Source organism: Streptomyces siamensis, assembly GCF_039543605.1.
Classification (GTDB): Bacteria; Actinomycetota; Actinomycetes; order Streptomycetales; family Streptomycetaceae; genus Streptomyces; species Streptomyces siamensis.
Map to the genome: position 1 here is coordinate 19,051 of NZ_BAABKB010000073.1, position 22,960 is coordinate 42,010.

17 protein-coding genes are annotated in these 22,960 nt (G+C 71.4%); 8 read left to right on the forward strand and 9 right to left on the reverse strand.

The features are described 5' to 3' along the window. The 3 genes from ABEB03_RS44195 to ABEB03_RS44205 are packed head-to-tail and all read left to right on the forward strand — an operon-like array spanning position 1 to position 4,681. A complete protein-coding gene (locus ABEB03_RS44195; protein ID WP_095932942.1) occupies positions 1-396 on the forward strand; it encodes a DUF742 domain-containing protein in 396 nt (131 codons plus the stop codon). A 24-nt stretch (positions 397-420) separates the two neighbouring features. Further along, complete coding sequence (locus ABEB03_RS44200) at positions 421-4,095, forward strand: hydantoinase B/oxoprolinase family protein (RefSeq protein WP_345658780.1); 3,675 nt, start codon at positions 421-423, stop codon at positions 4,093-4,095. Beyond that, positions 4,076-4,681: a GTP-binding protein gene (locus ABEB03_RS44205; RefSeq protein ID WP_345658781.1), complete on the forward strand. Its 606-nt coding sequence runs from the start codon at positions 4,076-4,078 to the stop codon at positions 4,679-4,681. Before ABEB03_RS44200 ends, ABEB03_RS44205 begins: the two co-directional genes overlap by 20 nt. A 138-nt stretch (positions 4,682-4,819) precedes the next feature. Here ABEB03_RS44205 and glpK read toward each other — a convergent pair whose 3' ends face one another. Both glpK and ABEB03_RS44215 read right to left on the reverse strand, forming a co-directional pair. Then, positions 4,820-6,340: a glycerol kinase GlpK gene (gene glpK / locus ABEB03_RS44210; protein ID WP_345658782.1), complete on the reverse strand. Its 1,521-nt coding sequence runs from the start codon at positions 6,338-6,340 to the stop codon at positions 4,820-4,822. Between the two features lie 13 nt (positions 6,341-6,353). Next, positions 6,354-7,094, reverse strand: coding sequence for an MIP/aquaporin family protein (locus ABEB03_RS44215; protein ID WP_345658784.1), 741 nt, complete (start codon positions 7,092-7,094; stop codon positions 6,354-6,356). Positions 7,095-7,394: 300 nt separating this feature from the next. On the opposite strand from ABEB03_RS44215, the gene ABEB03_RS44220 reads away from it, so the two are divergent. Then, positions 7,395-7,583 carry a hypothetical protein gene (locus tag ABEB03_RS44220; protein WP_345658786.1) on the forward strand — a complete coding sequence of 63 codons (189 nt, stop codon included), beginning with the start codon at positions 7,395-7,397 and terminating at the stop codon, positions 7,581-7,583. Between the two features lie 83 nt (positions 7,584-7,666). Here ABEB03_RS44220 and ABEB03_RS44225 read toward each other — a convergent pair whose 3' ends face one another. The 3 genes from ABEB03_RS44225 to ABEB03_RS44235 form a co-directional block, all read right to left on the reverse strand. Beyond that, the gene (locus ABEB03_RS44225) at positions 7,667-9,310 is read right to left on the reverse strand and encodes a GGDEF domain-containing protein (protein ID WP_345658788.1); all 1,644 of its coding nucleotides are present in this window, start codon (positions 9,308-9,310) and stop codon (positions 7,667-7,669) included. A 205-nt stretch (positions 9,311-9,515) separates the two neighbouring features. Further along, a complete protein-coding gene (locus ABEB03_RS44230) occupies positions 9,516-10,706 on the reverse strand; it encodes a lipid-transfer protein (protein ID WP_345658789.1) in 1,191 nt (396 codons plus the stop codon). A gap of 28 nt (positions 10,707-10,734) precedes the next feature. Continuing rightward, a complete protein-coding gene (locus tag ABEB03_RS44235; protein WP_345658799.1) occupies positions 10,735-11,160 on the reverse strand; it encodes a Zn-ribbon domain-containing OB-fold protein in 426 nt (141 codons plus the stop codon). 261 nt (positions 11,161-11,421) lie between these two features. Here ABEB03_RS44235 and ABEB03_RS44240 point away from each other — a divergent pair, with 261 nt between their 5' ends. Continuing rightward, on the forward strand, positions 11,422-11,958 hold the full coding sequence (locus ABEB03_RS44240; RefSeq protein ID WP_345658790.1) for an NUDIX domain-containing protein: 537 nt from the start codon (positions 11,422-11,424) through the stop codon (positions 11,956-11,958). Between the two features lie 206 nt (positions 11,959-12,164). On the opposite strand, the gene ABEB03_RS44245 is transcribed toward ABEB03_RS44240, so the two are convergent. Further along, positions 12,165-14,528 (reverse strand): glycoside hydrolase family 31 protein, encoded by a 2,364-nt coding sequence (locus tag ABEB03_RS44245; protein ID WP_345658791.1) that lies wholly within the window; start codon positions 14,526-14,528, stop codon positions 12,165-12,167. A gap of 213 nt (positions 14,529-14,741) precedes the next feature. On the opposite strand from ABEB03_RS44245, the gene ABEB03_RS44250 reads away from it, so the two are divergent. Then, entirely contained in the window at positions 14,742-16,718 is a 1,977-nt protein-coding gene (locus tag ABEB03_RS44250; protein ID WP_345658792.1) for an acetoacetate--CoA ligase, read from the forward strand. On the opposite strand, the gene ABEB03_RS44255 is transcribed toward ABEB03_RS44250, so the two are convergent. Further along, positions 16,719-18,038 (reverse strand): aminotransferase class I/II-fold pyridoxal phosphate-dependent enzyme, encoded by a 1,320-nt coding sequence (locus tag ABEB03_RS44255; RefSeq protein WP_345658793.1) that lies wholly within the window; start codon positions 18,036-18,038, stop codon positions 16,719-16,721. It lies immediately after the preceding gene. A 112-nt stretch (positions 18,039-18,150) separates the two neighbouring features. Between ABEB03_RS44255 and ABEB03_RS44260 the strand changes: the two genes are divergently transcribed. Further along, the gene (locus ABEB03_RS44260) at positions 18,151-19,359 is read left to right on the forward strand and encodes an MFS transporter (protein ID WP_345658794.1); all 1,209 of its coding nucleotides are present in this window, start codon (positions 18,151-18,153) and stop codon (positions 19,357-19,359) included. A 23-nt stretch (positions 19,360-19,382) separates the two neighbouring features. After that, positions 19,383-20,276, forward strand: a complete 894-nt coding sequence (locus ABEB03_RS44265) for a hypothetical protein (protein WP_345658795.1) — start codon at positions 19,383-19,385, stop codon at positions 20,274-20,276. Between the two features lie 68 nt (positions 20,277-20,344). On the opposite strand, the gene ptsP is transcribed toward ABEB03_RS44265, so the two are convergent. Together ptsP and ABEB03_RS44275 are read right to left on the reverse strand one after the other, a co-directional pair. After that, a complete protein-coding gene (ptsP, locus tag ABEB03_RS44270; protein ID WP_345658796.1) occupies positions 20,345-22,015 on the reverse strand; it encodes a phosphoenolpyruvate--protein phosphotransferase in 1,671 nt (556 codons plus the stop codon). A gap of 77 nt (positions 22,016-22,092) precedes the next feature. Further along, positions 22,093-22,542, reverse strand: coding sequence for a PTS sugar transporter subunit IIA (locus ABEB03_RS44275; protein WP_345658797.1), 450 nt, complete (start codon positions 22,540-22,542; stop codon positions 22,093-22,095). Positions 22,543-22,960: the final 418 nt, after the last annotated feature.

Consider the following 22,960-nt stretch of genomic DNA (forward strand, 5'->3'; position numbering starts at 1 on the left):
ATGAGCGGAGACGGTCAGGGAACACGCCACTGGTTCGACGACGAAGCCGGACCGGTGGTCCGTCCGTACGCCATGACGCGTGGCCGCACCACCAGTCCGGCCCAGCACCGCCTCGACCTGATCGCGGTGGTCGTCACGGAACCCCACGCCGACGACCCCGAAGCGGACCACACGCTGTCCCCGGAGCACGTGGACATCGTCGAACTCTGCCGCGACGCGCCGCAGTCGGTCGCCGAGCTCGCCGCCGAACTCGACCTGCCGATCGGAGTGGTACGGGTCCTGATCGGGGACCTCGTGGACGAGGAAATGGTCCACGTGACACGTCCCGTACCGCCCGCCGAGCTGCCGGACGAGAGTATTCTGCGCGACGTGATCAACGGCCTCCGGGCGCTCTGAGCAGGGCGGAAGCGGGGAAAAGACGTGACAGGCTGGCAATTCTGGGTCGACCGGGGCGGCACCTTCACCGACATCGTCGCGCGACGCCCGGACGGCCGTCTGCTCACGCACAAACTGCTCTCCGAGAATGCGGCGAGATACGCGGACGCGGCCGTCGCAGGCGTCCGTGAGCTCCTCGACGGCGACAGTGACGGTGACCGTGACCGCGACGGCCAAGGTGTCACGGGCCCGCACATCGACGCCGTCCGCATGGGCACCACCGTCGCCACCAACGCCCTCCTGGAACGCAAGGGTGAACGCACCCTCCTGGTGATCACACGGGGTTTCCGCGACGCCCTGCGGATCGCGTACCAGAACCGCCCCCGCATCTTCGCCCGCGCCATCGAGCTGCCCGAGCTGCTCTATGAGAGGGTCGTCGAGGTCGACGAGCGGATCGCCGCGGACGGCACGGTCCTGCGCGCCCCCGACCTGGACGCGCTCGTCGGCCCCCTCCAGGAGGCCTACGACTGCGGCATCCGGGCCGTCGCCGTCGTCTGCATGCACAGCCACCTCCACCCTGCCCACGAGCAGGCGGTCGGTGAGCTGGCGGCCCGCACCGGCTTCCCACAGATCTCGCTCTCCAGCGAGGTCAGCCCCCTGATGAAGGTCGTCCCCCGCGGGGACACCGCGGTCGTCGACGCCTACCTCTCGCCGGTCCTGCGGCGCTACGTCCAGCATGTCGCCGACGAGCTCCAGGGCGTCCGGCTGATGTTCATGCAGTCCAACGGAGGACTCGCCGAAGCCGGACAGTTCCGCGGCAAGGACGCCATCCTGTCCGGGCCCGCGGGCGGCATCGTCGGCATGGCCCGGATGTCGCAGCTCGCCGGCTTCGACCGCGTGATCGGCTTCGACATGGGCGGCACCTCCACGGACGTCTCGCACTTCGCGGGGGAGTACGAACGCGTCTTCACCACCCAGATCGCCGGGGTCCGGCTGCGCGCGCCCATGCTCGACATCCACACCGTCGCCGCCGGCGGCGGCTCGGTCCTCCACTTCGACGGCTCCCGCTACCGGGTGGGCCCCGACTCGGCGGGCGCCGACCCGGGCCCCGCCTGCTACCGGGCCGGCGGCCCGCTGACCGTCACGGACGCCAACGTCGCGCTCGGGCGGATCCAGCCCGCGCACTTCCCCACGGTGTTCGGACCGGACGGCGACCAGCCTCTCGACGACGCGCTGGTCCGCGAGCGGTTCGCCGCGCTCGCCCGCGAGATCCGCGACAGGACCGGCGACGACCGCACCCCCGAGCAGGTCGCCGAGGGCTACCTCCAGATCGCCGTGGCCAACATCGCCAACGCGGTCAAGCGGATCTCGGTCCAGAAGGGCCACGACGTCACCCGCTACGCGCTCACCACCTTCGGCGGCGCGGGCGGTCAGCACGCGTGCATGGTCGCCGACTCGCTGGGCATCCGCACCGTCCTCGTCCCGCCCATGGCCGGCGTGCTGTCCGCCCTCGGCATCGGACTCGCCGACACCACGGCCATGCGCGAACAGTCCGTGGAGGCACCTGTGGAAGCCTCCTCGATGCCGGGCGTCCTGAAGACCGCCGACGACCTGGAGAGCGCCGCCCGCTCCGAACTGCTCGCCGAGGACGTGCCTGAGGACCGCATCCGGGTCACCCGCCGCGCCCAACTCCGCTACGACGGCACCGACACGGTCCTCACCGTCGAGCTCAGCGAGCCCGACACCATGATCGAAGCCTTCGAGGAACGTCATCGCGCCACCTACTCCTTCACCCTCGACCGCCCGGTCGTCGTCGAAGCCCTCTCCGTGGAAGCCACCGGTCTCACCGAACCCCCCGATCTCTCCGCGCTCGCCCCCTTCGCCGGGCGCTCCACACCGCACAGCCCCGCCCCCGCGCCCGAGTCGGTCAGCCTGCACACGGGCGGAGCCTGGCACGACGTGCCCCTGCACCGCCGTGAGGAACTGCCGCCCGGCGTGGCCGTGACCGGACCCGCGATCATCACCGAGGCCAGTGCGACGACCGTCGTCGACGACGGCTGGCGGGCCGCTGCGTCGGACGACGGGCATCTGGTCATGGAACGGGTGACGGTCACGCAGAGTTCCGATCTCGGCACGGAAGCGGACCCCGTCCTCCTCGAGGTCTTCAACAACCTCTTCATGTCCATCGCCGAACAGATGGGCGCCCGCCTGGAGTCCACCGCCCAGTCCGTCAACATCAAGGAGCGCCTCGACTTCTCCTGCGCCCTCTTCGACCCCGACGGCAGCCTCGTCGCCAACGCCCCGCACATCCCCGTCCACCTGGGATCCATGGGCACCAGCGTGAAGGAGGTCATCCGGCGGCGCGGCGACAGCATGCGGCCGGGCGACACCTACGCGGTCAACGACCCGTACCACGGCGGCACCCACCTCCCTGACGTCACCGTGATCACCCCGGTCTTCGACACGGAGGGTGAGCGGATCCTCTTCTACGTCGCCTCCCGCGGTCACCACGCCGAGATCGGCGGCATCGCGCCCGGCTCCATGCCCGCGGACAGCCGCACCATCGAGGAGGAGGGCATCCTCTTCGACAACTGGCTGCTCGCCGAGGACGGCCGCTTCCGCGAGGCCGAGACCCTGGACCTGCTCACCGGCGCGCGCTACCCCTCACGCAACCCGAAGACCAACCTCGCCGACCTGCGCGCCCAGATCGCCGCCAACCAGAAGGGCGTCGACGAAGTCGGCCGAATGATCACGAACTTCGGGCTCGACGTCGTGCAGGCCTACATGAAGCACGTCCAGGACAACGCCGAGGAGGCGGTGCGCCGCGTCATCGACGCCCTGGAGGACGGCGAGTTCAGCTACGAGACCGACTCCGGTGCCGTCATCCGCGTCCGCGTGTCCGTGCAGCGGGAACGACGCACCGCCACGGTGGACTTCACCGGCACCTCGGCACAGCTCACCACGAACTTCAACGCGCCCTTCTCGGTGGTCAACGCCGCCGTCCTGTATGTCTTCCGCACCCTGGTCGCCGACGACATCCCGCTCAACGACGGCTGCCTGCGACCCCTGGACATCGTCGTGCCGCGCGGCTCGATGCTCGCCCCCGAACCCCCGGCCGCCGTCGTCGCGGGCAACGTGGAGACGTCCCAGGCGATCACCGGCGCGCTCTACGCCGCTCTCGGGGTGCAGGCCGAGGGCTCCGGAACCATGAACAACGTGACGTTCGGCAACGAGCGCCACCAGTACTACGAGACCGTGGCCTCCGGGTCGGGCGCGGGCGACGGTTTCCCCGGCGCCCCCGTCGTGCAGACCCACATGACCAACTCGCGGCTGACGGACCCCGAGGTCCTGGAGTGGCGACTTCCGGTCCGGCTCGACGAGTTCGCGGTCCGGCGCGGCAGCGGCGGCGCGGGACGCTGGCGAGGCGGGGACGGCGGTGTGCGCCGCCTGCGCTTTCTGGAGCCCATGACGGTCTCGACGCTCTCCCAGCACCGCAGGGTCGCCCCCTACGGCATGGCGGGCGGCGAACCGGGAGCCCTCGGTGCCAACCGGGTCGAACGTGCCGACGGCACGGTCACCGAACTTGGCGGAAGTGATGCGGCGGACGTCGGCCCCGGCGACGTACTCGTCATCGAAACCCCCGGCGGCGGAGGCTACGGTCCTCCACCGCGCGACCATGATGAAGCAGGAGAAGAGATCGATGATCTTCGGGCGTTCTGAGCGCGGCAAGCCTCCGGTCGAGCCCGTCACGCTCAAGATCCTGGTGGCGGGCGGCTTCGGCGTGGGCAAGACGACTCTCGTCGGCGCGGTCAGCGAGATCAAGCCGCTGCGCACCGAGGAACTCCTCACGGAGGCGGGCCGGCCGGTCGACGACACCAGCGGCGTGGAAGGCAAGCACACCACCACCGTGGCGATGGACTTCGGCCGCATCACGCTCCGCGAGGACCTGGTGCTGTACCTCTTCGGGACACCCGGCCAGGACCGCTTCTGGTTCCTGTGGGACGAGCTCGCCACCGGCGCGCTCGGCGCCGTCGTCCTCGCGGACACCCGCCGACTGGAGGACTGCTTCGCCGCCGTCGACTACTTCGAGCGGCGTTCCATACCCTTCGTCGTCGGTGTCAACTGCTTCGACGACGCCGCACGGTATCCCACCGACGACGTCCGCCAGGCACTCGACCTCGACCCCGGAGTGCCGGTCGTCCTGTGCGACGCGCGCGACCGCGAATCCGTCAAGGAAGTCCTCATCTCGGTCGTCCAGCACGCGATGGCCCACGCCGCCGACCGCCGCGAGACCGTCGCGACCTGACGGCACCCGGACCGGCCCCGGCTCTCGCCGCCGCGATCCGCGCACAGGTACGGCCCGTACCCTCGCCGACCGGGGTACGGGCCGCAGTCGAGCACGCGCGCGTGGAGCGTCCGAGAGGCACGCGCGCGTGAACCCTGTTCAGCTGACGTCGTCCTCGTGCCAGCCGAAGCTCTTCTCCACCGCCTTGCGCCAGTTGTGGTACTCGCGGTCGCGCACCGAGGCCTCCATGGACGGAGTCCACTCGACATCCTTCTGCCAGTGCGACTTCAGCTCGTCCAGGTCGTTCCACACCCCTGTGGCGAGCCCGGCCGCGTAGGCCGCGCCCAAGCAGGTCGTCTCGGAGACCTTCGGGCGGATCACCGGCACGCCCAGCACATCCGCCTGGTGCTGCATCAGCAGCTGGTTCTTGGTCATGCCGCCGTCGACCTTGAGGGTGGTGATCTGCACCCCGGAGTCCTGGTACATGGCGTCCACGACCTCGCGGGTCTGCCAACTGGTCGCCTCCAGCACCGCGCGGGCGAGGTGCGCCTTGGTGACGTACCGCGTGAGCCCGGTGACGACGCCGCGTGCGTCGGAGCGCCAGTAGGGTGCGAACAGGCCGGAGAAGGCGGGCACGATGTACGCGCCGCCGTTGTCCTCGACGCTCGCGGCCAGCGTCTCGATCTCGTCGGCGCTGCGGATGATGCCGAGCTGGTCGCGGAACCACTGCACCAGTGCGCCTGTGATCGCGATGGACCCTTCGAGGCAGTAGACCGGCGCCTCCGTGCCGATCTTGTACCCCATCGTCGTCAGCAGCCCGTTCTTCGACGGGACGGGCCGGTTGCCGGTGTTCAGCAGCAGGAAGCTGCCGGTTCCGTACGTGTTCTTCGCCGTGCCGACGTCGTAGCAGGCCTGGCCGAAGATCGCGGCCTGCTGGTCGCCCAGTGCGGAGGCGACCGGCACGCCGGAGAGCTGGCCCACGGCGCTGCCGTACACCTCGGACGAGGACCTGATCTCCGGGAGCACCGCCTCGGGGACGTTCATCGCGGACAGGATGGACGAGTCCCACTGGAGCGTGTCCAGGTTCATGAGCATGGTGCGCCCGGCGTTGGTCACGTCGGTGACGTGCTGTCCGCCGTCCGTGCCGCCGGTCAGGTTCCAGATCAGCCAGGAGTCGATCGTGCCGAAGGCGATCTCACCGCGCTCGGCCCGCGCCCGCAGTCCCGGCACGTTGTCCAGCAGCCAGGCCGCCTTGGGGCCCGAGAAATAGCTGGCCAGCGGGAGTCCGGTCTGCTCGCGGAAGCGGTCCTGTCCGTCCGTGCCGCCCAGTTCGTTGCAGAGCGCGGACGTACGGGTGTCCTGCCAGACGATCGCGTTGTGGACGGGCTTGCCCGTGGCCCGGTCCCAGAGGACCGTCGTCTCGCGCTGGTTGGTGATCCCGAGCGCGCTCAGCTGGTCGGCCCGCAGTCCGGCCTTGGCGATCGCGCCGGCGACCACGGCCTGCACCTTGGACCAGATCTCCGTGGCGTCGTGCTCCACCCAGCCCGGCTTGGGGAAGATCTGGCGGTGTTCGCGCTGGTCGACGGCGACGATCGCGCCGGCCTGATCGAAGATGATGCAGCGGCTCGATGTGGTGCCTTGGTCGATTGCGGCGACGTACTTCTCGGCATGGTCCGTCATGACGTCCCCTTCGTCAGAAGGCTGCGTTGTAGATCGCGGCCCCGATGGCGGCGCCCACGATCGGGCCGACCACCGGGATCCAGGAGTAACTCCACTCCGAGGTGCCCTTGTTGGGGATCGGCAGCAGCGCGTGGGTGAGGCGCGGTCCCAGGTCGCGGGCCGGGTTGATGGCGTACCCGGTGGGGCCGCCCAGCGAGAGGCCGATGCCCACGACGAGGAGGGAGATGAGCAGGACGGGCAGGCCCGCGTCGCCGATGCCCGCGACGTGCTTGCTCCCGCCGACCAGCCCGAGGATGGGCAGCATCAGCGCGATGGTGGCGATGATCTCTGTGATCAGGTTCTGCACGGGGTTGTTGATCTCGGGCCGTGTCGAGAAGATCCCCAGCGTCTCGATGGCCTTGTCCTCTTCGGCGTTGAGGTTGAACTGCCCGAGGTAGAGCAGCCAGCAGAGCGTGGCCCCGATCATGGCTCCGGCGAACTGGCCCAGGATGTAGAAGGGCACGTCCTCCCACTTCGTGGAGCCCTCGATCGCGAAGCCGATCGTGACCGCCGGATTGATCTGGCCTCCGGAAAGCGGTGCCGAGGTGTACGCGCCGGCCAGGACACCGAAGCCCCATCCGAACGCGATGACCACCCAGCCGGCGCCTTGTGCCTTGGACTTGTTGAGGGTGACGGCGGCGCATACTCCCGCGCCGAAAAGGATCAGGATCGCGGTGCCGATCAACTCGCCGACAAAGATGTCTCCGTTGCTCATGGCGGCTCCTAGGCCCTCGCCCGGGGGATTGGCCCCGGGCCACCGTGCAGGGTGCGTTTCCCATGGCCACTTCAGCCGAAGGCAGGGATGTCCCGCGCCCCGCCCGGCGTCCATGACGAGCGTGCCGTCGCAGCGGAATCGCCCGTGGGGGGACGGCCTGGGTGCAGGTCGAAACCCGAGCGGTGCGGTGCCTGAAGACGCCCGAATGCGGCGATGCCGACTGACACCCGGAAGTGTTCACCGGTGCCCAGGGGGCGTCAAGGTAGCGGACTGCAACGGTTCGAAGGCCGCAAAGGGGGCGTGACGTGGAGGGCGCCGGACGCGTCCGGTCCGTCGACGGTGGCCCGTCCGTACGGGGCAGCCGTCCGGCTCGGCATCCTGACGGTGGCCGGTTCGTGCGGGGCGGCCGTGCGGCTCGGCACCACGAAGGTGGCCTGTCCGCGTGCCTGCGCCGTCCGGGCCGGCACTGCCGCGGTGGCCCGTCCGTAGGGGGCGGCCGTGCGGCTTGGTACCACGAAGGTGGGTGGCACAGCCGCTCAGCCGGCCACGGCCGCTCAGCCGGCCACGGCCGCTCAGCCGGCCACGGCCTGCCCGGACGGCCGCACCGGCGCCGTTCCCGGGCCGCGCCGCACCTCGTGGCCGGGCAGCCCCGCTCGCCCGAGCACCCAGCTGGCCCCGTTCAGCGCCTTCGCGGCCTTCTTGAGCGGCGCCAGGCAGGCGGCGGCCTGCCGGTGGTCGGTGACGCTGCCGGGCGCGCACAGCACCGTGGCCAGCGAAAGGGTGATCGCCCGGCCGCCCGCGGACCAGGGCGCGTCGAGGAGTGACGTGGCCAGGGGGTCCAGGGTGTCCGGATCGGCGAGGACCAGGAAGTCGTCCCCGCCGATGTGCCCCACGCGGGTGGCCCCGGACGCCGCGTGCTGCAAGGCGCGCCCCACCGAGCGGATCAGTTCGTCCCCCGCGGCGAACCCCGCCCCGTCGTTGACCTGTTTGAAGTGGTCGACGTCCAGCCAGCTGAGCGCGAACAGCCGGCCGTCCGCGATCCGTCGGTCCACCTCACCGGTGATCGTGTCCGAACCGGGCAACCTGGTCAGCGGGTTGAGCGCCGCGGCCTCCTCGACCCGGTTCTCCGCCAGGGCGCGTACGAGGTCGGCGAGGCGCACCACGCCCACGCACCGTCCGTACCGGTCGACGACGGCGACGTCGTCGGAGGTACGGTCCCGGTCCCCGTCGGCCACCACGTCCAGGACCTCCCAGGCCGTGGCGTCGACGCCGACGGTGCGCGGCGGGTCGCCGAGCTTGGCGGCGGGGCGGTCCGCGTACAGCGCGTGACCGTAGCGGGCGGACATCGACAGCAGGAACCGTGAGCGGTGCACGGACCGTACGGGGACTCCGGAGGAGTTCACGAGCAGCACCCCGGACACGTCGGGCGAGCCGGTGAGCAGCGCCCGTACCTGTCCCGCCGAGGCCATCGCGGGCAGCAGCGCGGCCGGTCGAACGAACTGCCGTACGGAGGGCCCCGACCGCGGCGAAGCGGAGTGCGCGGGGGAGAGGGCCGGAACGTATACGTCCGCCGCGGGCAGCCGAGTGGGCGGCGCGAACAGGTCGCCCTGCGCCAGCTGCGCGCCCGCCGACACCGCCGCCGCGCACTGCGACTCCGTCTCCACCCCCTCGACGGACAGCAGCGCGCCCAGCTGCTCGCACAGCGTCCGCATCGCCCGCACCGCCGCGGGCCGCGTCAGCAGGGACACGTCGAGCTTCATCAGCTCGGGAGCGAGGTCCGTGAGTAGCCGCAGCGGTACGTCGCCGTCGCCGATCCCGTCCGCGCAGATCCGGAAGCCCTCGGCCCGCACCGCGGTCACCGCCTCCAGCAGGGCGTGCTGCGGCACGTGCGTGTACGGCGGGCCGATGTCGACGGTCACCTCCCAGGGAAGCCGTCCGGCCTCGCGCACCGCCTCGCGCAGCGCCCCCAGACCGCCGAGGTCGGCGAGGGTTCCGGCGAACACATTGACGTGCAGCGGCAGCAGAGTCTCCTTGCGCGCGGCGGCCCTGATGGCCAACGCGGCCAGCCGGCCGTCCAGTTCGGGGTCGCGGCGGGCCTGTGCCAGGATGTCGCCGGCCTCGGGGCGGGCGAGTATCTCCAGCGCCGAGACCCCTCCGGTCGTCAGATTGACGACCGGTTGGAAGGCGAAGCGGACCGTATCCGTCCAGGAGGGCACGCCAGCATGATGTCGCCGCCCGTCCGCGCCCGGGGGCGATTCATGAGCTGTTCACGCAGGATTCCGAGGTCGTCACACAGGGTGCGGGCGGCCGGGCCGGCTCCGGCCGGAAGGCCGCTGCCGCCGACCGGGCCGCGCTGCGCACCCCAGCGGTGCGCGCACGGCGGGGCCGGGTCCGCGGAACCGCCGCCCAGGGACTGTCGGTTCAGCGCACCGCGACGACCGAGGAGCCGTGTCCGAACAGTCCCTGGTTCGCGGTGATCCCCACGCGGGCCCCGGCCACCTGACGGTCGCCCGCGCTGCCGCGCAGCTGCCAGGTCAGCTCGCACACCTGGGCGATCGCCTGCGCCGGAACGGCCTCCCCGAAGGAGGCGAGACCACCGCTGACGTTCACCGGTATGCGGCCGCCGAGCGAGGTGGCACCCTCGCGCAGCAGCTTCGCCGCCTCGCCCTCGCCGCACAGCCCGAGGTCCTCGTACCACTGCAACTCCAGGGCCGTGGACAGGTCGTACACCTCGGCGAGCGAGAGATCCTCGGGTCCGATGCCGGCCTCCTCGTACGCCGCGCGCGCGATCGACGCACGGAAGGTGCCGTCGGCCGGCTGCACGGCGGCGGCGGAGTCCGTGGCGATGTCCGGCAGGTCGAGCACCGTGTTGGGATAGCTCGGGGTCACCGTGGACACCGCGCGGATCCGCACGGGACCGGCCGCTCCGTGCCGGCGCGCGAACTCCATGCTGGCGAGCACCACGGCCGCGCCGCCGTCCGAGGTCGCGCAGATGTCGAGGAGCCGCAGTGGATCGGCGACGACCGCGGACCCGGCGACCTCCTCCGCGGTGACCTTCTTGCGGTACCGCGCGTGCGGGTTGAGCGCCCCCAGCGCCGCGTTCTTCACCTTGACCTGCGCGAAGTCCTCCAGTGTGTCTCCGTGCAGTGCCATGCGCCGTCGTGCGTACAGCCCGAAGTAGGTCGGATTCGTCGCCCCCAGCACCCGGAACCGCAGCCAGTCCGGATCATCGGGCCGATCCCCGCCGGCCGGCCGGAAGAACCCCTTGGGGGCCGCGTCGGCGCCGACCACGAGGACGACGTCCGCGAGGCCCGCGAGGATCTGGGCACGCGCCGTGTTCAAGGCCTGCGCCCCCGACGCGCACGCCGCGTACACGCTCGCGACCCGTGCTCCCTGCCAGCCCAGTGCCTTGGCGAACGTCGCTCCCGCCACATACCCCGGATAGCCGCCGCGGACGGTGTCGGCACCGACGATCGACCCGACGTCGCGCCAGTCGATCCCGGCGTCGGCCAGCGCGGTCCGCGCGGCCGTCACTCCGTACTCGACGAATCCGCGGCCCCACTTGCCCCACGGGTGCATGCCCACGCCGAGCACCGCCACCTCGCCGGTCATGCCACCACCCCCCAGAACCGTGTACCGCTCATGCGGCCACCCCCGTCGGCCGCCAGTGCCAGGTTGTCCACGTCGTCTCCGTGTCCTCATTGAGCACACCCGGGACGACCACCACCTCCATGCCCACCGTCAGATCGGCGACGGTGATCCCGGGAGCCGCCTGGCCGAGTACCACGATGCGCTCGGATTCCAGCTCCACAGCGATCAACGTGTAGGGCTCCCACGAGAGTTCCGGGTCGGTCACATAGGGTGACGGCGGTCGGTACCGGCTGTCCGTGTACGACCAGACGCGACCGCGCGGGGACAGCGGCATCTCGACGAGCTCGCCGCCCGGGCAGCCCGGATTGCGGCAGAACGCGTCCTCGCGGGGGAAGAAGACCGAGGTGCACGCGGAGCAGCGTGTGCCGAGGAGGCGGAAGTCGTCTCCCTCTCCTGCGAACCACCCGGTCACCACAGGCGTGCGTGTACGCGACAAGATCCCTCCCGGCGCCATATCTGACGGAACGTCAGAAGTGTGCCACGGGCAACGAGAATTGGGCAGGCCGTCAGGGTGAACCACACGGGCTTCCACGGCGTCGCTGTAACCGTGGGGACGACCGGGGCCCACGGGGGTGGTCCCGGCCGTCCCCGCCGCCGGCGCCCCGCCGGGGGCGCTCGCAGGTCCGGGCGGCCACAGGTGAAGACGTTCCTCCGATGATCGGATACAGTCCGCGGCGTGTCCGCAACCCCGCATCCGCCCGCCGACTTCGCGCCGGACTCCCACTGTTCGAGCTGTGGCGCCCCCTACGAAGAGGGCATCTCCGGCTGGCCCCGCACCTGTGCCGCCTGCGGGACCGTGGCGTACCGCAATCCGCTCCCCGTCGCGGTGGCCCTTCAGCCCGTCTACGACGACAGGGGTGCGGCCCTGGTCGTCATCACCCGGACCATCGCCCCCGCGCGCGGAGGCATCGCCCTGCCCGGGGGCTTCATCGACCACCGGGAGGACTGGCGGCACGCGGTCGCGCGCGAGCTCAAGGAGGAGACGGGCATCGACGTGGCGAGCCGGGACGTCCGGCTCGCCGACGCGATGAGCTCTCCGGCCGGCCATCTGCTGCTCTTCGGGCTCCTTCCGGAGCGTCCGGCGGCCGAGCTGCCCCCGTCGGCCGCCACGGACGAGACGGAGGGCTGGCACCTCCTGCGCAGGCCGGTCGAACTCGCCTTCCCGCTGCACACCTTGGCGGCCCGGGCATGGTTCGAGGGCCGGTACATCTGAGACGGCCCACCGCACGCGCGGGCGCGTCGCCCGCGCGCGGGCAGATCGTCTGACGGGCGAGGGCAGGTCGCCCCACGCGCGCGGGCACATCGCGATCGACGCGCGCTCGGTCGCGTCGCCCCACGCGCGCGTGCCGCACGTCGCACGGGGGCGCACGTCGTGCGGTGGCGGCGGCAGTCACCCGCCGGCGCCGCGCTCATGCCACGTCACACACCGAGCCCCCGCATCCGGACCGGGCAGGACGGCTCGGTCCGGCCGTCCTCGCCGTCCCGCAGCACCACCACCCGTCGCCCTTCCCACCGCGTCACGTAGCGCTCGATCTCCGGCTCGTCCCACCCGTCGCCCGCGTCCGCCACGACGAGCCCGCCGCCGGTGCGGCCCCGCGCGGGAGCCCACGCCTCCAGCTCCAGACCGCCGTCGGCACCACGCACGGGGATGACGGAGCCCGCCCGCGCCAGCACCGGGACTCGTGACAACGGGGCGTCGACCAGCACCTGGGCCGGACCCTCGTACGCCTCCTCGGTGGCCGTGTCGTACCACCGCCCCCGGGGCAACTGCACCGCACGCCGGTCCGCTCCGTGATCCAGCACGGGCGCCACCAGGAGGCAGTCACCCAGCAGGAAGGCGTCCTCGCAGTCGCGCAGCGCCCGGTCCATGGGCGCGCCCCACCAAAGGGGCCTCACATACGGCGCACCCGTGCGCCGTGCCAGGTGCGCCAGCGTCATGAAGTACGGCGCGAGGCGCCGCCGCTCGACGAGTGCCACGCGCGCGTGCTCCAAGACCTCGGGACCGAACTCCCAGGGCTCCCTGCGGCCCGCGCGCAGGCTCGCATGGGTGCGGAAGAGCGGAAGGTAGGCGCCGAGCTGGAACCATCGCAGGTACAGCTCGGGCGACGGGCTCCCGTCGAAGCCGCCCACGTCGGGTCCCGAGTAGGGCACCCCGCACAGCCCGAGCCCCAGCACGAGGGAGAGTGACGCCCGCAGTCCCGGCCAGCCGGTGGCCACGTCCCCCGACCAGGTCCCGCCGTAGCGCTGCATCCCGGCCCAGCCGGACCGGGAGAAGAGGAACGGCCGTTCCTGGGGCACGAGCTCCCGCAGTCCCTCGTAGGCGGCCCTGGCCATGCCGAGCGCGTACACGTTGTGCGCCTCGCGATGATCTCCGCCGCGCCCCTCCAGGGAGTGCCGCGCCGAACGGGGCAGCGTCGACTCCCCGAAGGCCGTGAACGACGTCGGTTCGTTCATGTCGTGCCAGAACCCGGCGAACCCCAGCGCGAGCCGCTCCTCGTAGAGCCCGCCCCACCACTCGCGCACGCGCGCGTGCGTGAAGTCGGGATGGACCGACTCCCCGGGCCACACGACGCCGCGCACCAGCTGCCCCGAGGCGTCCCGGACGAAGGCGTCCGCGTCCAGCCCGCTGTCGTACACCGCGTTGCCCGGCTCGGCCTTGACCGCGGGATCGACGATCGACACCAGGTGGACGCCGTCGCGGCGCAGTTCCTCGGCGAGCAGCGGGAGCTTCGGGAAGTGCTGAGTGTCGACGGTGAACACCTGGTGCGCGTCGTAGTGGTCGATGTCCAGGTGGACCGCGTCGAGCGGAAGACCGCGCTCCTCGTACCCGGCGACGATCCGCCGTACCTCCTGCTCGCTGCCGAAACCCCACCGCGCGTGATGGTGCCCCAGAGCCCACGCCGGGGGCAGCGCGGGCGCCCCGGTGAGCGAGGCCCAGGCGTGCAGCACGCGCGCGGGGGTGCCCACCATGACCCAGCAGCGCAGCGGGCCGCCGTCCATGCGCAGCTCGCACGTCCCGGCCCGGTCGTGCCCGGAGCCGGCGCCCTCCTCACCCTCGCGCAAGGTCACCGTGCCGTCCCACGTCGTGTCGTGGAACACGAGGTGGGTGGCCGCGTCGGCGACCACCATCTGCACCGGCATGGTGATGTACAGGGGGTCGTCCTCGGGTCCGAAGGGCCGGCCCGGATCCGTGTTCCACAACCGGTACGTGCCGTCGCGGAGCCGGGGCCCCGTCGCGCGCCCGCCGAGACCGAAGAAGCGAGCGTCGGCCGCCACTTCGGAGCGCTGCATCCAGCGGGCCGCGCCGCCGCCGACGGGCTCCCACCAGCGGGGCGGCAGATCGCGGCGCAGGACCACGCCTCCGGGGGTCCGCACCTCGACCGCGCCGTGCAGCGAGACCGCGACGGTCACCCGCTCGGAGACGACCCGCCAGCCGCCCTCCTTGTCCGGCTCCAGGATCGCGCGGGGGTCGGGCTCGGGGGAGCTGCCCGCGAGCGCGTAGGACGGCTCCGGACCTGCTCCGTCCCAGCCCCAGAAGACCGCTCCGCCGGCCGTGACCGTGATCCGCAGTTCGGACCTGGTGAAACGGACGACGCCACCGCCGGGCTCCGGTTCCACACCCTGTAGCGGGCCCGGCACCCGAGCCCGCTCGGCGCCCCGCTGCGGCAACGCGGCGGCGTCGGCACGCCTCCTGCGCCATGCGGCCCGGACCGTGCGCCACCCTTGGGCAGTACCCCCCGAACCGACCGCTTTCACCGAACGCACCAGGTCACGACCGTCCATGCTGCTCACCCTGCCACTGACAGCTCCGTACGGGTGAGTCGTTCAACTGCCGTTCACCCATGGCGACGCCACATCTTCACGTTGCTGACTATGTGTGGCGCGCCCTGGTGCTGAAGTCGATCACATGGCATCGTCCGTGTCAGCCGCGTGACGCGCACACCCCCGCTCGTGCGCGACAGACGCACACGACGCGCACAGACCGGGAGCCGCCCCATGTCCACCGCGAACGCCACGCCGCTCTGGCAGCCCACAGAGGAAGGCATCGCGCGAGCCCAGATCACGAGGTTCCAGGCCTGGGCGGCCGAGCAGCACGGAGCGCCCGCCCACGGCGGTTACGCGGCGTTGCACCGCTGGTCGGTGGACGAGCTCGACACCTTCTGGAAATCCGTCACCGAATGGTTCGACGTACGGTTCTCCACGCCCTACGCGCGCGTGCTGGGCGACCGCTCGATGCCCGGCGCCGAGTGGTTCCCGGGGGCGACCCTCAACTACGCCGAGCACGCCCTGCGCGCGGCGGAGACCCGTCCGGACGATCCGGCCCTCCTGCATGTCGACGAGACGCACGAGCCGACCCCCGTGAGCTGGTCGGAGCTGCGCCGGCAGGTCGGTTCCCTGGCAGCCGAGCTGCGCGCCCTCGGCGTGCGCCCCGGAGACCGCGTCAGCGGCTACCTCCCGAACATCCCGCAGGCTGTCGTCGCCCTGCTCGCCACGGCCGCCGTGGGCGGCGTCTGGACGTCCTGCGCCCCCGACTTCGGGGCCCGCAGCGTCCTCGACCGTTTCCAGCAGGTCGAACCCGTGGTGCTGTTCACGGTCGATGGCTACCGGTACGGCGGCAAGGAGCATGACCGTCGCGACACCGTCGCCGAACTGCGCCGCGAGCTGCCCACGCTGCGTGCCGTCGTGCACATCCCGCTGCTCGGCACCCAGGCACCCGAGGGCGCCCTGGAGTGGTCCGCGCTGACCTCCGCCGACGTGGACCCCGTCTTCGAGCAGGTGCCCTTCGACCACCCCCTGTGGGTGCTCTACTCCTCCGGGACGACCGGCCTGCCCAAGGCCATCGTCCAGTCCCAGGGCGGCATCCTCGTCGAGCACCTCAAGCAGCTCGGTCTGCACTGCGACCTGGGCCCCGAGGACCGCTTCTTCTGGTACACGTCCACGGGCTGGATGATGTGGAACTTCCTCGTCTCCGGCCTGCTCACCGGCACCACCATCGTCCTGTACGACGGCAGCCCGGGATACCCGGACACGGGGGCCCAGTGGCGCATCGCCGAACGCACGGGAGCGACCCTCTTCGGCACCTCGGCGGCCTACGTCATGGCCTGCCGCAAGGCGGGCGTCCACCCCGCCCGGGACTTCGACCTCACGCGCGTGCAGTGCGTGGCCACCACCGGATCACCCCTGCCGCCCGACGGGTTCCGCTGGCTCCACGACGAGTTCGCCGAGGCCGGGGCGGACCTGTGGATCGCGTCCGTCAGCGGCGGCACCGACGTGTGCTCCTGCTTCGCGGGAGCCGTCCCCACACTGCCGGTGCACATCGGCGAGCTCCAGGCCCCGGGCCTCGGCACCGACCTCCAGTCCTGGGACCCCAGCGGCAAGCCTCTCGTCGACGAGGTCGGTGAGCTGGTCGTCACCAACCCGATGCCGTCCATGCCCATCCGCTTCTGGAACGACCCCGACGGCAGCCGCTACCACGACAGCTACTTCGACACCTACCCCGGAGTGTGGCGGCACGGGGACTGGATCACCGTCACCTCGCGCGGTTCCGTCGTCATCCACGGCCGCTCCGACTCCACGCTCAACCGGCAGGGCGTTCGCATGGGCTCGGCCGACATCTACGAAGCCGTCGAGCGCCTCCCCGAGATCAAGGAGTCGCTCGTCATCGGGATCGAGCAGCCCGACGGCGGCTACTGGATGCCCCTGTTCGTCCACCTCGCCCCCGGGGCCGTGCTCGACGAGGCACTCCTGGGCCGCATCAAGCAGACGATCCGCGAGCAGCTGTCCCCGCGGCACGTCCCGGACGAGGTCATCGAGGTTCCCGGAGTGCCGCACACCCTCACGGGCAAGCGCATCGAGGTCCCCGTCAAGCGCCTCCTCCAGGGCGCCACTCTGGAGAAGGCGGTCAACGTCGGCTCCGTGGACAACGTCGAACTGCTGCGCTTCTACGAGGACCTGGCCCGCAAGCGCGCCTGATCAGCCCCCGTAGGTGGCCTCGGACTCGCCCAGCACGGTGGCGAAGTCCGAGGCCAGCCCTGCCGCGTCGGCGGGGTCGAGCTCCGCGACCGAGATCCGGACGCCGGGGGCGGAGGCGAGCCGGAAACGGGCGCCCGCCGCGACCCACCAGCCGTGCGACCGCAGACCGTTCACGACGGCCGACTCGTCCCGCACCGGCACCCAGAGGTTCATTCCGCTCACGCCGTGGGCCCGCACGCCCCGCTCGGCGAGCTCACTCGCCAGGGCCCTCCGCCTCAGCCCGTACGCCTCCTGCGCGCGCGTGACCAACGCGCGCGTGCCGTCGTCCGTCATCAGCCCGTACACCGTCTCCTGCAACAGGTGACTGACCCAGCCCGAGGTCAGGAGCATCCGGCCGTCGTGCCGGGCGAGCGTCGTCGGATCGCAGGCCGCCGCCGCCCACCGCAGATCGGTCCCCAGGAACTTGCTGACGGTCCGCACATGAACCCATCGCGTCAGGCCGCCCGACGTCAGTGAGCGCAAAGGCGCGTCCGCGACGGCGGAGGCGTGGTCGTTCTCCACGACCAGCAGGTCGGGCTGCTCCCGCACGATGTCGATCAGCGCGTCCCGGCGCTCCGCCGAGAAGCACCCGCCGTACGGGTTCTGCGCCCGCGGGCTGTACACCACCGCACGGACGCCGGCCCGCAGGGCGGTGCGCAACGCCTCGGGGCGCATGCCCCGGTCGTCCACCGCGACCGGCACCGTGCGCAGCCCCAACGCGGTGACCAGATCCAGCAGATGGTGATATCCCGGGTCCTCCATGGCCACGCCGTCGCCCGGCCGCAGCTCCACCGACAGCAGCCGCCCGATGAGGTCGAGCGCGCCGTGCGCGAACGTCACCTGGTCCGCGGGCACTCCGTCGGGCTCCAGCCACTCGCGCACCGCGTCCTCCAGGCGCGCCAGCCGGGGAGTGGCCCGGTGCGAACGAGCACCGGGGGAGAGCCGCGACGGCGGCACGAGATGGGGGAGCAGCTCGGGGTCCGGATGCCCGCCGGCCAGGTCGCGAAGGCCGTCCGGCACCTTGGGCGGCCTCCGCGAGGCGACCGCGGGGGCGGCGGCGACCACGGTGCCACCCCGCCCGCGGGTCGTCACGATGCCGCGGCTCCGCAGCTCCTTGTAGGCCGTCGCCACCGTGCCCGGACTCACGCCGAGGTCGTCGGCGAGGCGACGCACCGGAGGCAGTGCGCTTCCCGGCTCCAACGCGCCCTCGGCCACGCCTCGTTCGACGGACGACGCAATTCCCTTGGCCGTCGTACCACTGATCCCATATTGTGTTGCCACGTTGCTAAGTATGTATCAATACATAATCTCGGGCAAGGGGGGAGCAGTGAGTGCGATGCCCCGCACCGCAGCATGGTGGACACGCGTCCCAGGAGGCCGCGACGGCCGCAGAATGCTCTGGATCGCACTGGTCGACCGGATCGGCAGCGGTCTGTGGGCCTCCGTCTCCGTCCTGTACTTCACCTACGTCAGCGACCTGTCCGTGACCCAGGTCGGCACCCTCGTCGCCGTCTCCGGAGCGGTCGGCATCGCCGGCGCACCCCTCGGCGGGCGCATCGCCGACCGACTGCCCCTCACCCGCGTACTGACCGCCCTCCAGATCCTGCGGGCCCTCGCCTCCGTCGCCCTGCTCACCACCGACAACTACTTCCTGCTGATGGCCTTCTCAGCCGTCGGCAGCCTCGGCGACCGCGCCGCCAACGTCCTCACCAAGCTGTACGCCACCCGCGTCGCCGGACCGGACCGCGTCCGCTACCAGGCCGTCAACCGCACTGTCGCCAACGCCGGATGGGCCCTCGGCGGCCTCGCCGCGGCCGGAGCCCTCGCCGTCGGCACCACCGACGCCTACCGATGGCTCCTCCTCGGCGACGCCCTCTCCTTCGCAGCCGTCGCCCTCGCCACCACACGCTGCGGCGAACCTCCTTCGGCCACCCGCACCGTCACCACGTCGAAGAACCCGGCCCCCACCGCACGACCTCGAAACCCCTGGCGGGACCGCGCCTACCTCACCTACGTCGCCAGCGACACCGTGCTCTTCCTCGACGACGCGGTCTTCAAGGTAGGACTGCCGCTGTGGATCGCCCACTCCGACCACGCACCCCACGGCCTCGCACCCCTGCTCATGGTCCTCAACAACGTGATGGTGGTGGCCTTCCAGGTCCCCCTGGCCCGCCTCGGCGCCACCACGGCCGCGGCACGCGCCCTGCTGATCCCCCTGTCCGCCGTCTTCGCCCTCGGCGGCACGGCCATGGCCCTCTCGGCCGCCGGCGGAACCGTCACCACGACCTCGTTCCTCACCGGCGCCGCGATCGCCTTCACCGTGGCCGAGATGCTCCATGCGACAGTCTCCTGGGAACTCTCCGTCGCCCTCGCCCCCGACACAGCCCAGGGCGCCTACCTCGGAGTGCACGGGCTGGCGCAGTCCGCGCAGCGCAGCGTCGGACCACTCGCCGTCACCGCGGCCATCGCCGCCGGTCCCCTCGGCTGGACGGCTTTCGGCGCGACCATCGCCGTGACCTGCCTGTTCCAGCACCGCATCGTGCGCGAACACCTTCCCCGACCGGCATTGTCAGTGCCTCCGGTTACTGTGAGTGAGCATTGATCGACTGTGCACAGGGGGAAAACATGACCAACACCCAGGCCCAGCGCATGCGACGCGTCCTGCGCCGCGAAATCGCCGGCACCATCGGCCTGCTCACCGACGACGAGGACTTCACCGCGATGCGGCGGTACCGCACCTTCGCCTTCGACGACCACGCGACCTATCTCCGGCAGGTCGAGTCCCTGCTCAGGACCCTCTCCGCCCAGGGCAGCCACACCACAGTGGCCCTCTTCGACCCCGAGGAGTACGCCGAGTACTGCGCGACCAGCGGCCTCGAACCCGACACCCCGGCCAGCCGCACCCGCTTCACCGCGGAACTCGCCGCCACCGGAGCCACAGTCCCCTACGAAGGCCAGCCCCTCGACGAACTCGTCCCGACCCTCGTCGACGAGGCCGTCCGCAAGGCCACCTGGGAGTACGCGACCACACTCCTGGCCCGCATCGGCGCCTGCGCCTCCTGTGGCGTCGACATCGGCCGCGCCGCCTTCGCCCGAGCCGCGCGGCTCCTCACCCGCATCATCGAAACAGCCGGCCCCGGCCACCTCCACCTCGTCTGCAGTGTCTCGGCCGCCCCCGAAACACTCGTGGCCGCGCTCCGGGCCGACGACGAACCCGACACCGCGAGCCGCGTCGACGAGTCGGAAGCCCTCGAATTCACCAGCGTCCTCGCCCTCGGCATCGCCACCCGCAGCTCCGGCGGACTCGTCATGCGCACCACCGCGGCGGGCACCACCGACCGGGTCTACGGATGGCGCCTGCGCGGTGAACGGCTGGAGCCCCTCACCGCCGCCGAAGTCTTCGACGCCTACTGCACCGACGTCGATACCGGAGACCTCGTCTCCCCGGAGTCCGGCGTCGACTACTGCGTACCCCCTGACCTCGGAGACGCAGGAGAAGACACCGGCCACACTCACTGAACGCCAAGGGGCGCCCCACCCGCAGGTGGAGCGCCCCGAGGACGACGATCATCGACGACGCGGACCGGCTACTCGCCGGACAGCACCGCCTGCGCCGCAGCCCGCGCCTCTTCCGCCGTGTCCGCGGCACGAGCGGCAGCGGCGGCACGCTCGCACTGGGCCAGCGTGTACTTGGCCAGCGTCGCCCGTACATAAGGAAGCGATGCCGCACCCATCGACAGGGAGGTGACCCCGAGACCGGTCAGCACACACGCGAGCAGCGGGTCGGAGGCGGCCTCGCCACAGACACCACAGCTCTTGCCCTCGGCCTTCGCCGACTCGGCCGACAGCGCGACCAGGTCGAGGAGCGCCGGCTGCCACGGGTCCTGCAGACGGGACACCGCACCCACCTGCCGGTCGGCGGCGAAGGTGTACTGCGCGAGGTCATTGGTCCCCAACGACAGGAACTCGACCTCCTGCAGAATCGACCGCGCCCGCAGAGCGGCCGACGGAATCTCCACCATCGCACCGAACTTCGCCTGCAGCCCGGCCGCACGGCAGGCGTCCGCGAACGCCTTGGCGTCGATGCGGTCCGCCACCATCGGAGCCATCACTTCGAGGTAGACCGGCAGCCCCTCGGCAGCCTTCGCGAGAGCACCGAGCTGCGTGCGCAGCACCTCCGGGTGGTCGAGCAGCGTCCGCAGACCCCGCACACCCAGTGCCGGGTTCGGCTCGTCGGCCGGGGTGAGGAAGTCGAGCGGCTTGTCGGCACCGGCGTCCAGCACCCGCACCACGACACGGCCCTCGGGAAACGCCTCCAGCACCTGGCGGTACGCCTCGACCTGCTTCTCCTCCGACGGCGCCTTCTTGCTGTCGTCGAGGAAGAGGAACTCGGTGCGGAACAGACCCACGCCCTCGGCACCGGCCTCGACCGCGGCCGGCACGTCCGCCGGACCACCGACGTTCGCCAGCAGCGGCACCTTGTGACCGTCGGACGTGGCACCCGGACCCGTCGCAGCGGAGAGCGCCGCCTTGCGCTCCGCCGCCGCGGCCTCCATCTGTGCCTTCTTCTCGGCACTCGGCTCCACGAAGATCTCACCGGTGCTGCCGTCCACGGCGATCACGGTGCCCTCCGCGAGCTCACCCGCACCCGGCAGCGCGACCACGGCGGGGACGCCGAGCGCACGGGCCAGGATCGCGCTGTGGCTGGTGGGCCCACCCTCCTCGGTGACGAAACCGAGCACCAGAGTGGGGTCGAGCAGCGCGGTGTCCGCGGGCGCGAGGTCACGCGCAATAAGAACGTACGGTTCGTCGCTGTCCGGCACACCGGGCATCGGCACACCGAGGAGCCGGGCGACGATACGGTTCCGCACGTCGTCGAGGTCGGCCACGCGCCCGGCGAGGTACTCACCGGCACCGGCGAGCAGTGCCCGGTACGCGGCGAACGCGTCGTAGACCGCGCGCTCGGCCGTGCTGCCGACCGCGATCCGCCGCTCCACGTCCGCCATCAGCTCGGGGTCCTGGGCCATCATGGCCTGCGCCTCGAGCACCGCCTGGGCTTCGCCCCCCGCCAGATTGCCGCGCGCAATCAGATCGGCTGCCACCGCTTCCACGGCCTTGCGGGCACGCCCCTGTTCGCGCTCCGCGTCCTCCGCCGGGATCTGCTTGGCAGGCGGTTCGAGAACCGCCGTCCCCATGTGCCGAACCTCGCCGATCGCCACACCGTGGCTCACGCCGACGCCTCGCAGCGTTGTCTCCATCTCACCCGTCTCCGATAGTGCGGCGGGCTCCGCCGCCGCGATGGTTGTCCAAGCCGCCGTGCTGGACGGCGGTGAAGTCACTGCCAGCTGAAGAGAGCGTCGCCGGGCTTCACGTCGCCGTCCTCGCGGACGTCGGAGAGGGAGTCCGCAGTGGCCTCGAGAGCCACGACCGGGCACACCGAGGACTTGCCGGCCGCTTCGACGGCGGCCGGGTTCCAGCGCACGACGCCCTGGCCGCGCGTCACGGTGTCCCCCTTGTTCACGAGGAGCTCGAAGCCCTCGCCGTTGAGCTGGACCGTGTCGATACCCAGGTGCGTGAGGACGCCGTGGCCCTCACCGTCCACTACGACAAAAGCATGGGGGTGAAGCGAGACAATGACTCCGTCGACGGGCGCGACAGCCTCGGCGGGCTCACGGACGGGTTCGATCGCCATGCCGGGGCCGACCATGGCCCCGGAGAAGACGGGGTCCGGCACCGCGGAGAGCCCGATGGCGCGTCCTGCGATAGGGGACGTCACGGTGGTCATGGGAAGCCTCCCAGGGGTGGAGATTCATATGGGCCGTCACTGCCTGTCCCGGACGGCGCACTGTTGAGCAGGGTATGTCATATGAAGTGGCGGTTCCGCGCGAGTGATCCCGCTTGGAGACCGAAGGACACAGCGGAAACGATTTGCGCCCGCTCCAGGCCCGCATGTAGAGTCGTAGACCTGCCCGGGGGCGAGCGACGCCACCAAGCGTCCTTGCCTGGCAGCACCCAACTTGTCAGATCCTATCTCGGGGTCCCTTCCGCATGTCCGCGGGACGGTGGTCAGGGAGACGGAAAAACACTGATAGAGTTTGAAACGCAAGACCGAAGGGAAGCGCCCGGAGGAAAGCCTGAGAGAGTCTCTCGGGTGAGTACAAAGGAAGCGTCCGTTCCTTGAGAACTCAACAGCGTGCCAAAAA

Coding starts and splice junctions, on each gene's coding strand:
- ABEB03_RS44195 (WP_095932942.1), top strand. CDS start 1: ATGAGCGGAGACGGTCAGGGAACACGCCACTGGTTCGACGACGAAGCC.
- ABEB03_RS44205 (WP_345658781.1), top strand. CDS start 4,076: ATGATCTTCGGGCGTTCTGAGCGCGGCAAGCCTCCGGTCGAGCCCGTC.
- glpK (WP_345658782.1), bottom strand. CDS start 6,340: ATGACGGACCATGCCGAGAAGTACGTCGCCGCAATCGACCAAGGCACC.
- ABEB03_RS44215 (WP_345658784.1), bottom strand. CDS start 7,094: ATGAGCAACGGAGACATCTTTGTCGGCGAGTTGATCGGCACCGCGATC.
- ABEB03_RS44230 (WP_345658789.1), bottom strand. CDS start 10,706: ATGACCGGCGAGGTGGCGGTGCTCGGCGTGGGCATGCACCCGTGGGGC.
- ABEB03_RS44245 (WP_345658791.1), bottom strand. CDS start 14,528: ATGGACGGTCGTGACCTGGTGCGTTCGGTGAAAGCGGTCGGTTCGGGG.
- ABEB03_RS44250 (WP_345658792.1), top strand. CDS start 14,742: ATGTCCACCGCGAACGCCACGCCGCTCTGGCAGCCCACAGAGGAAGGC.
- ABEB03_RS44260 (WP_345658794.1), top strand. CDS start 18,151: ATGCTCTGGATCGCACTGGTCGACCGGATCGGCAGCGGTCTGTGGGCC.
- ABEB03_RS44265 (WP_345658795.1), top strand. CDS start 19,383: ATGACCAACACCCAGGCCCAGCGCATGCGACGCGTCCTGCGCCGCGAA.
- ptsP (WP_345658796.1), bottom strand. CDS start 22,015: ATGGAGACAACGCTGCGAGGCGTCGGCGTGAGCCACGGTGTGGCGATC.
- ABEB03_RS44275 (WP_345658797.1), bottom strand. CDS start 22,542: ATGACCACCGTGACGTCCCCTATCGCAGGACGCGCCATCGGGCTCTCC.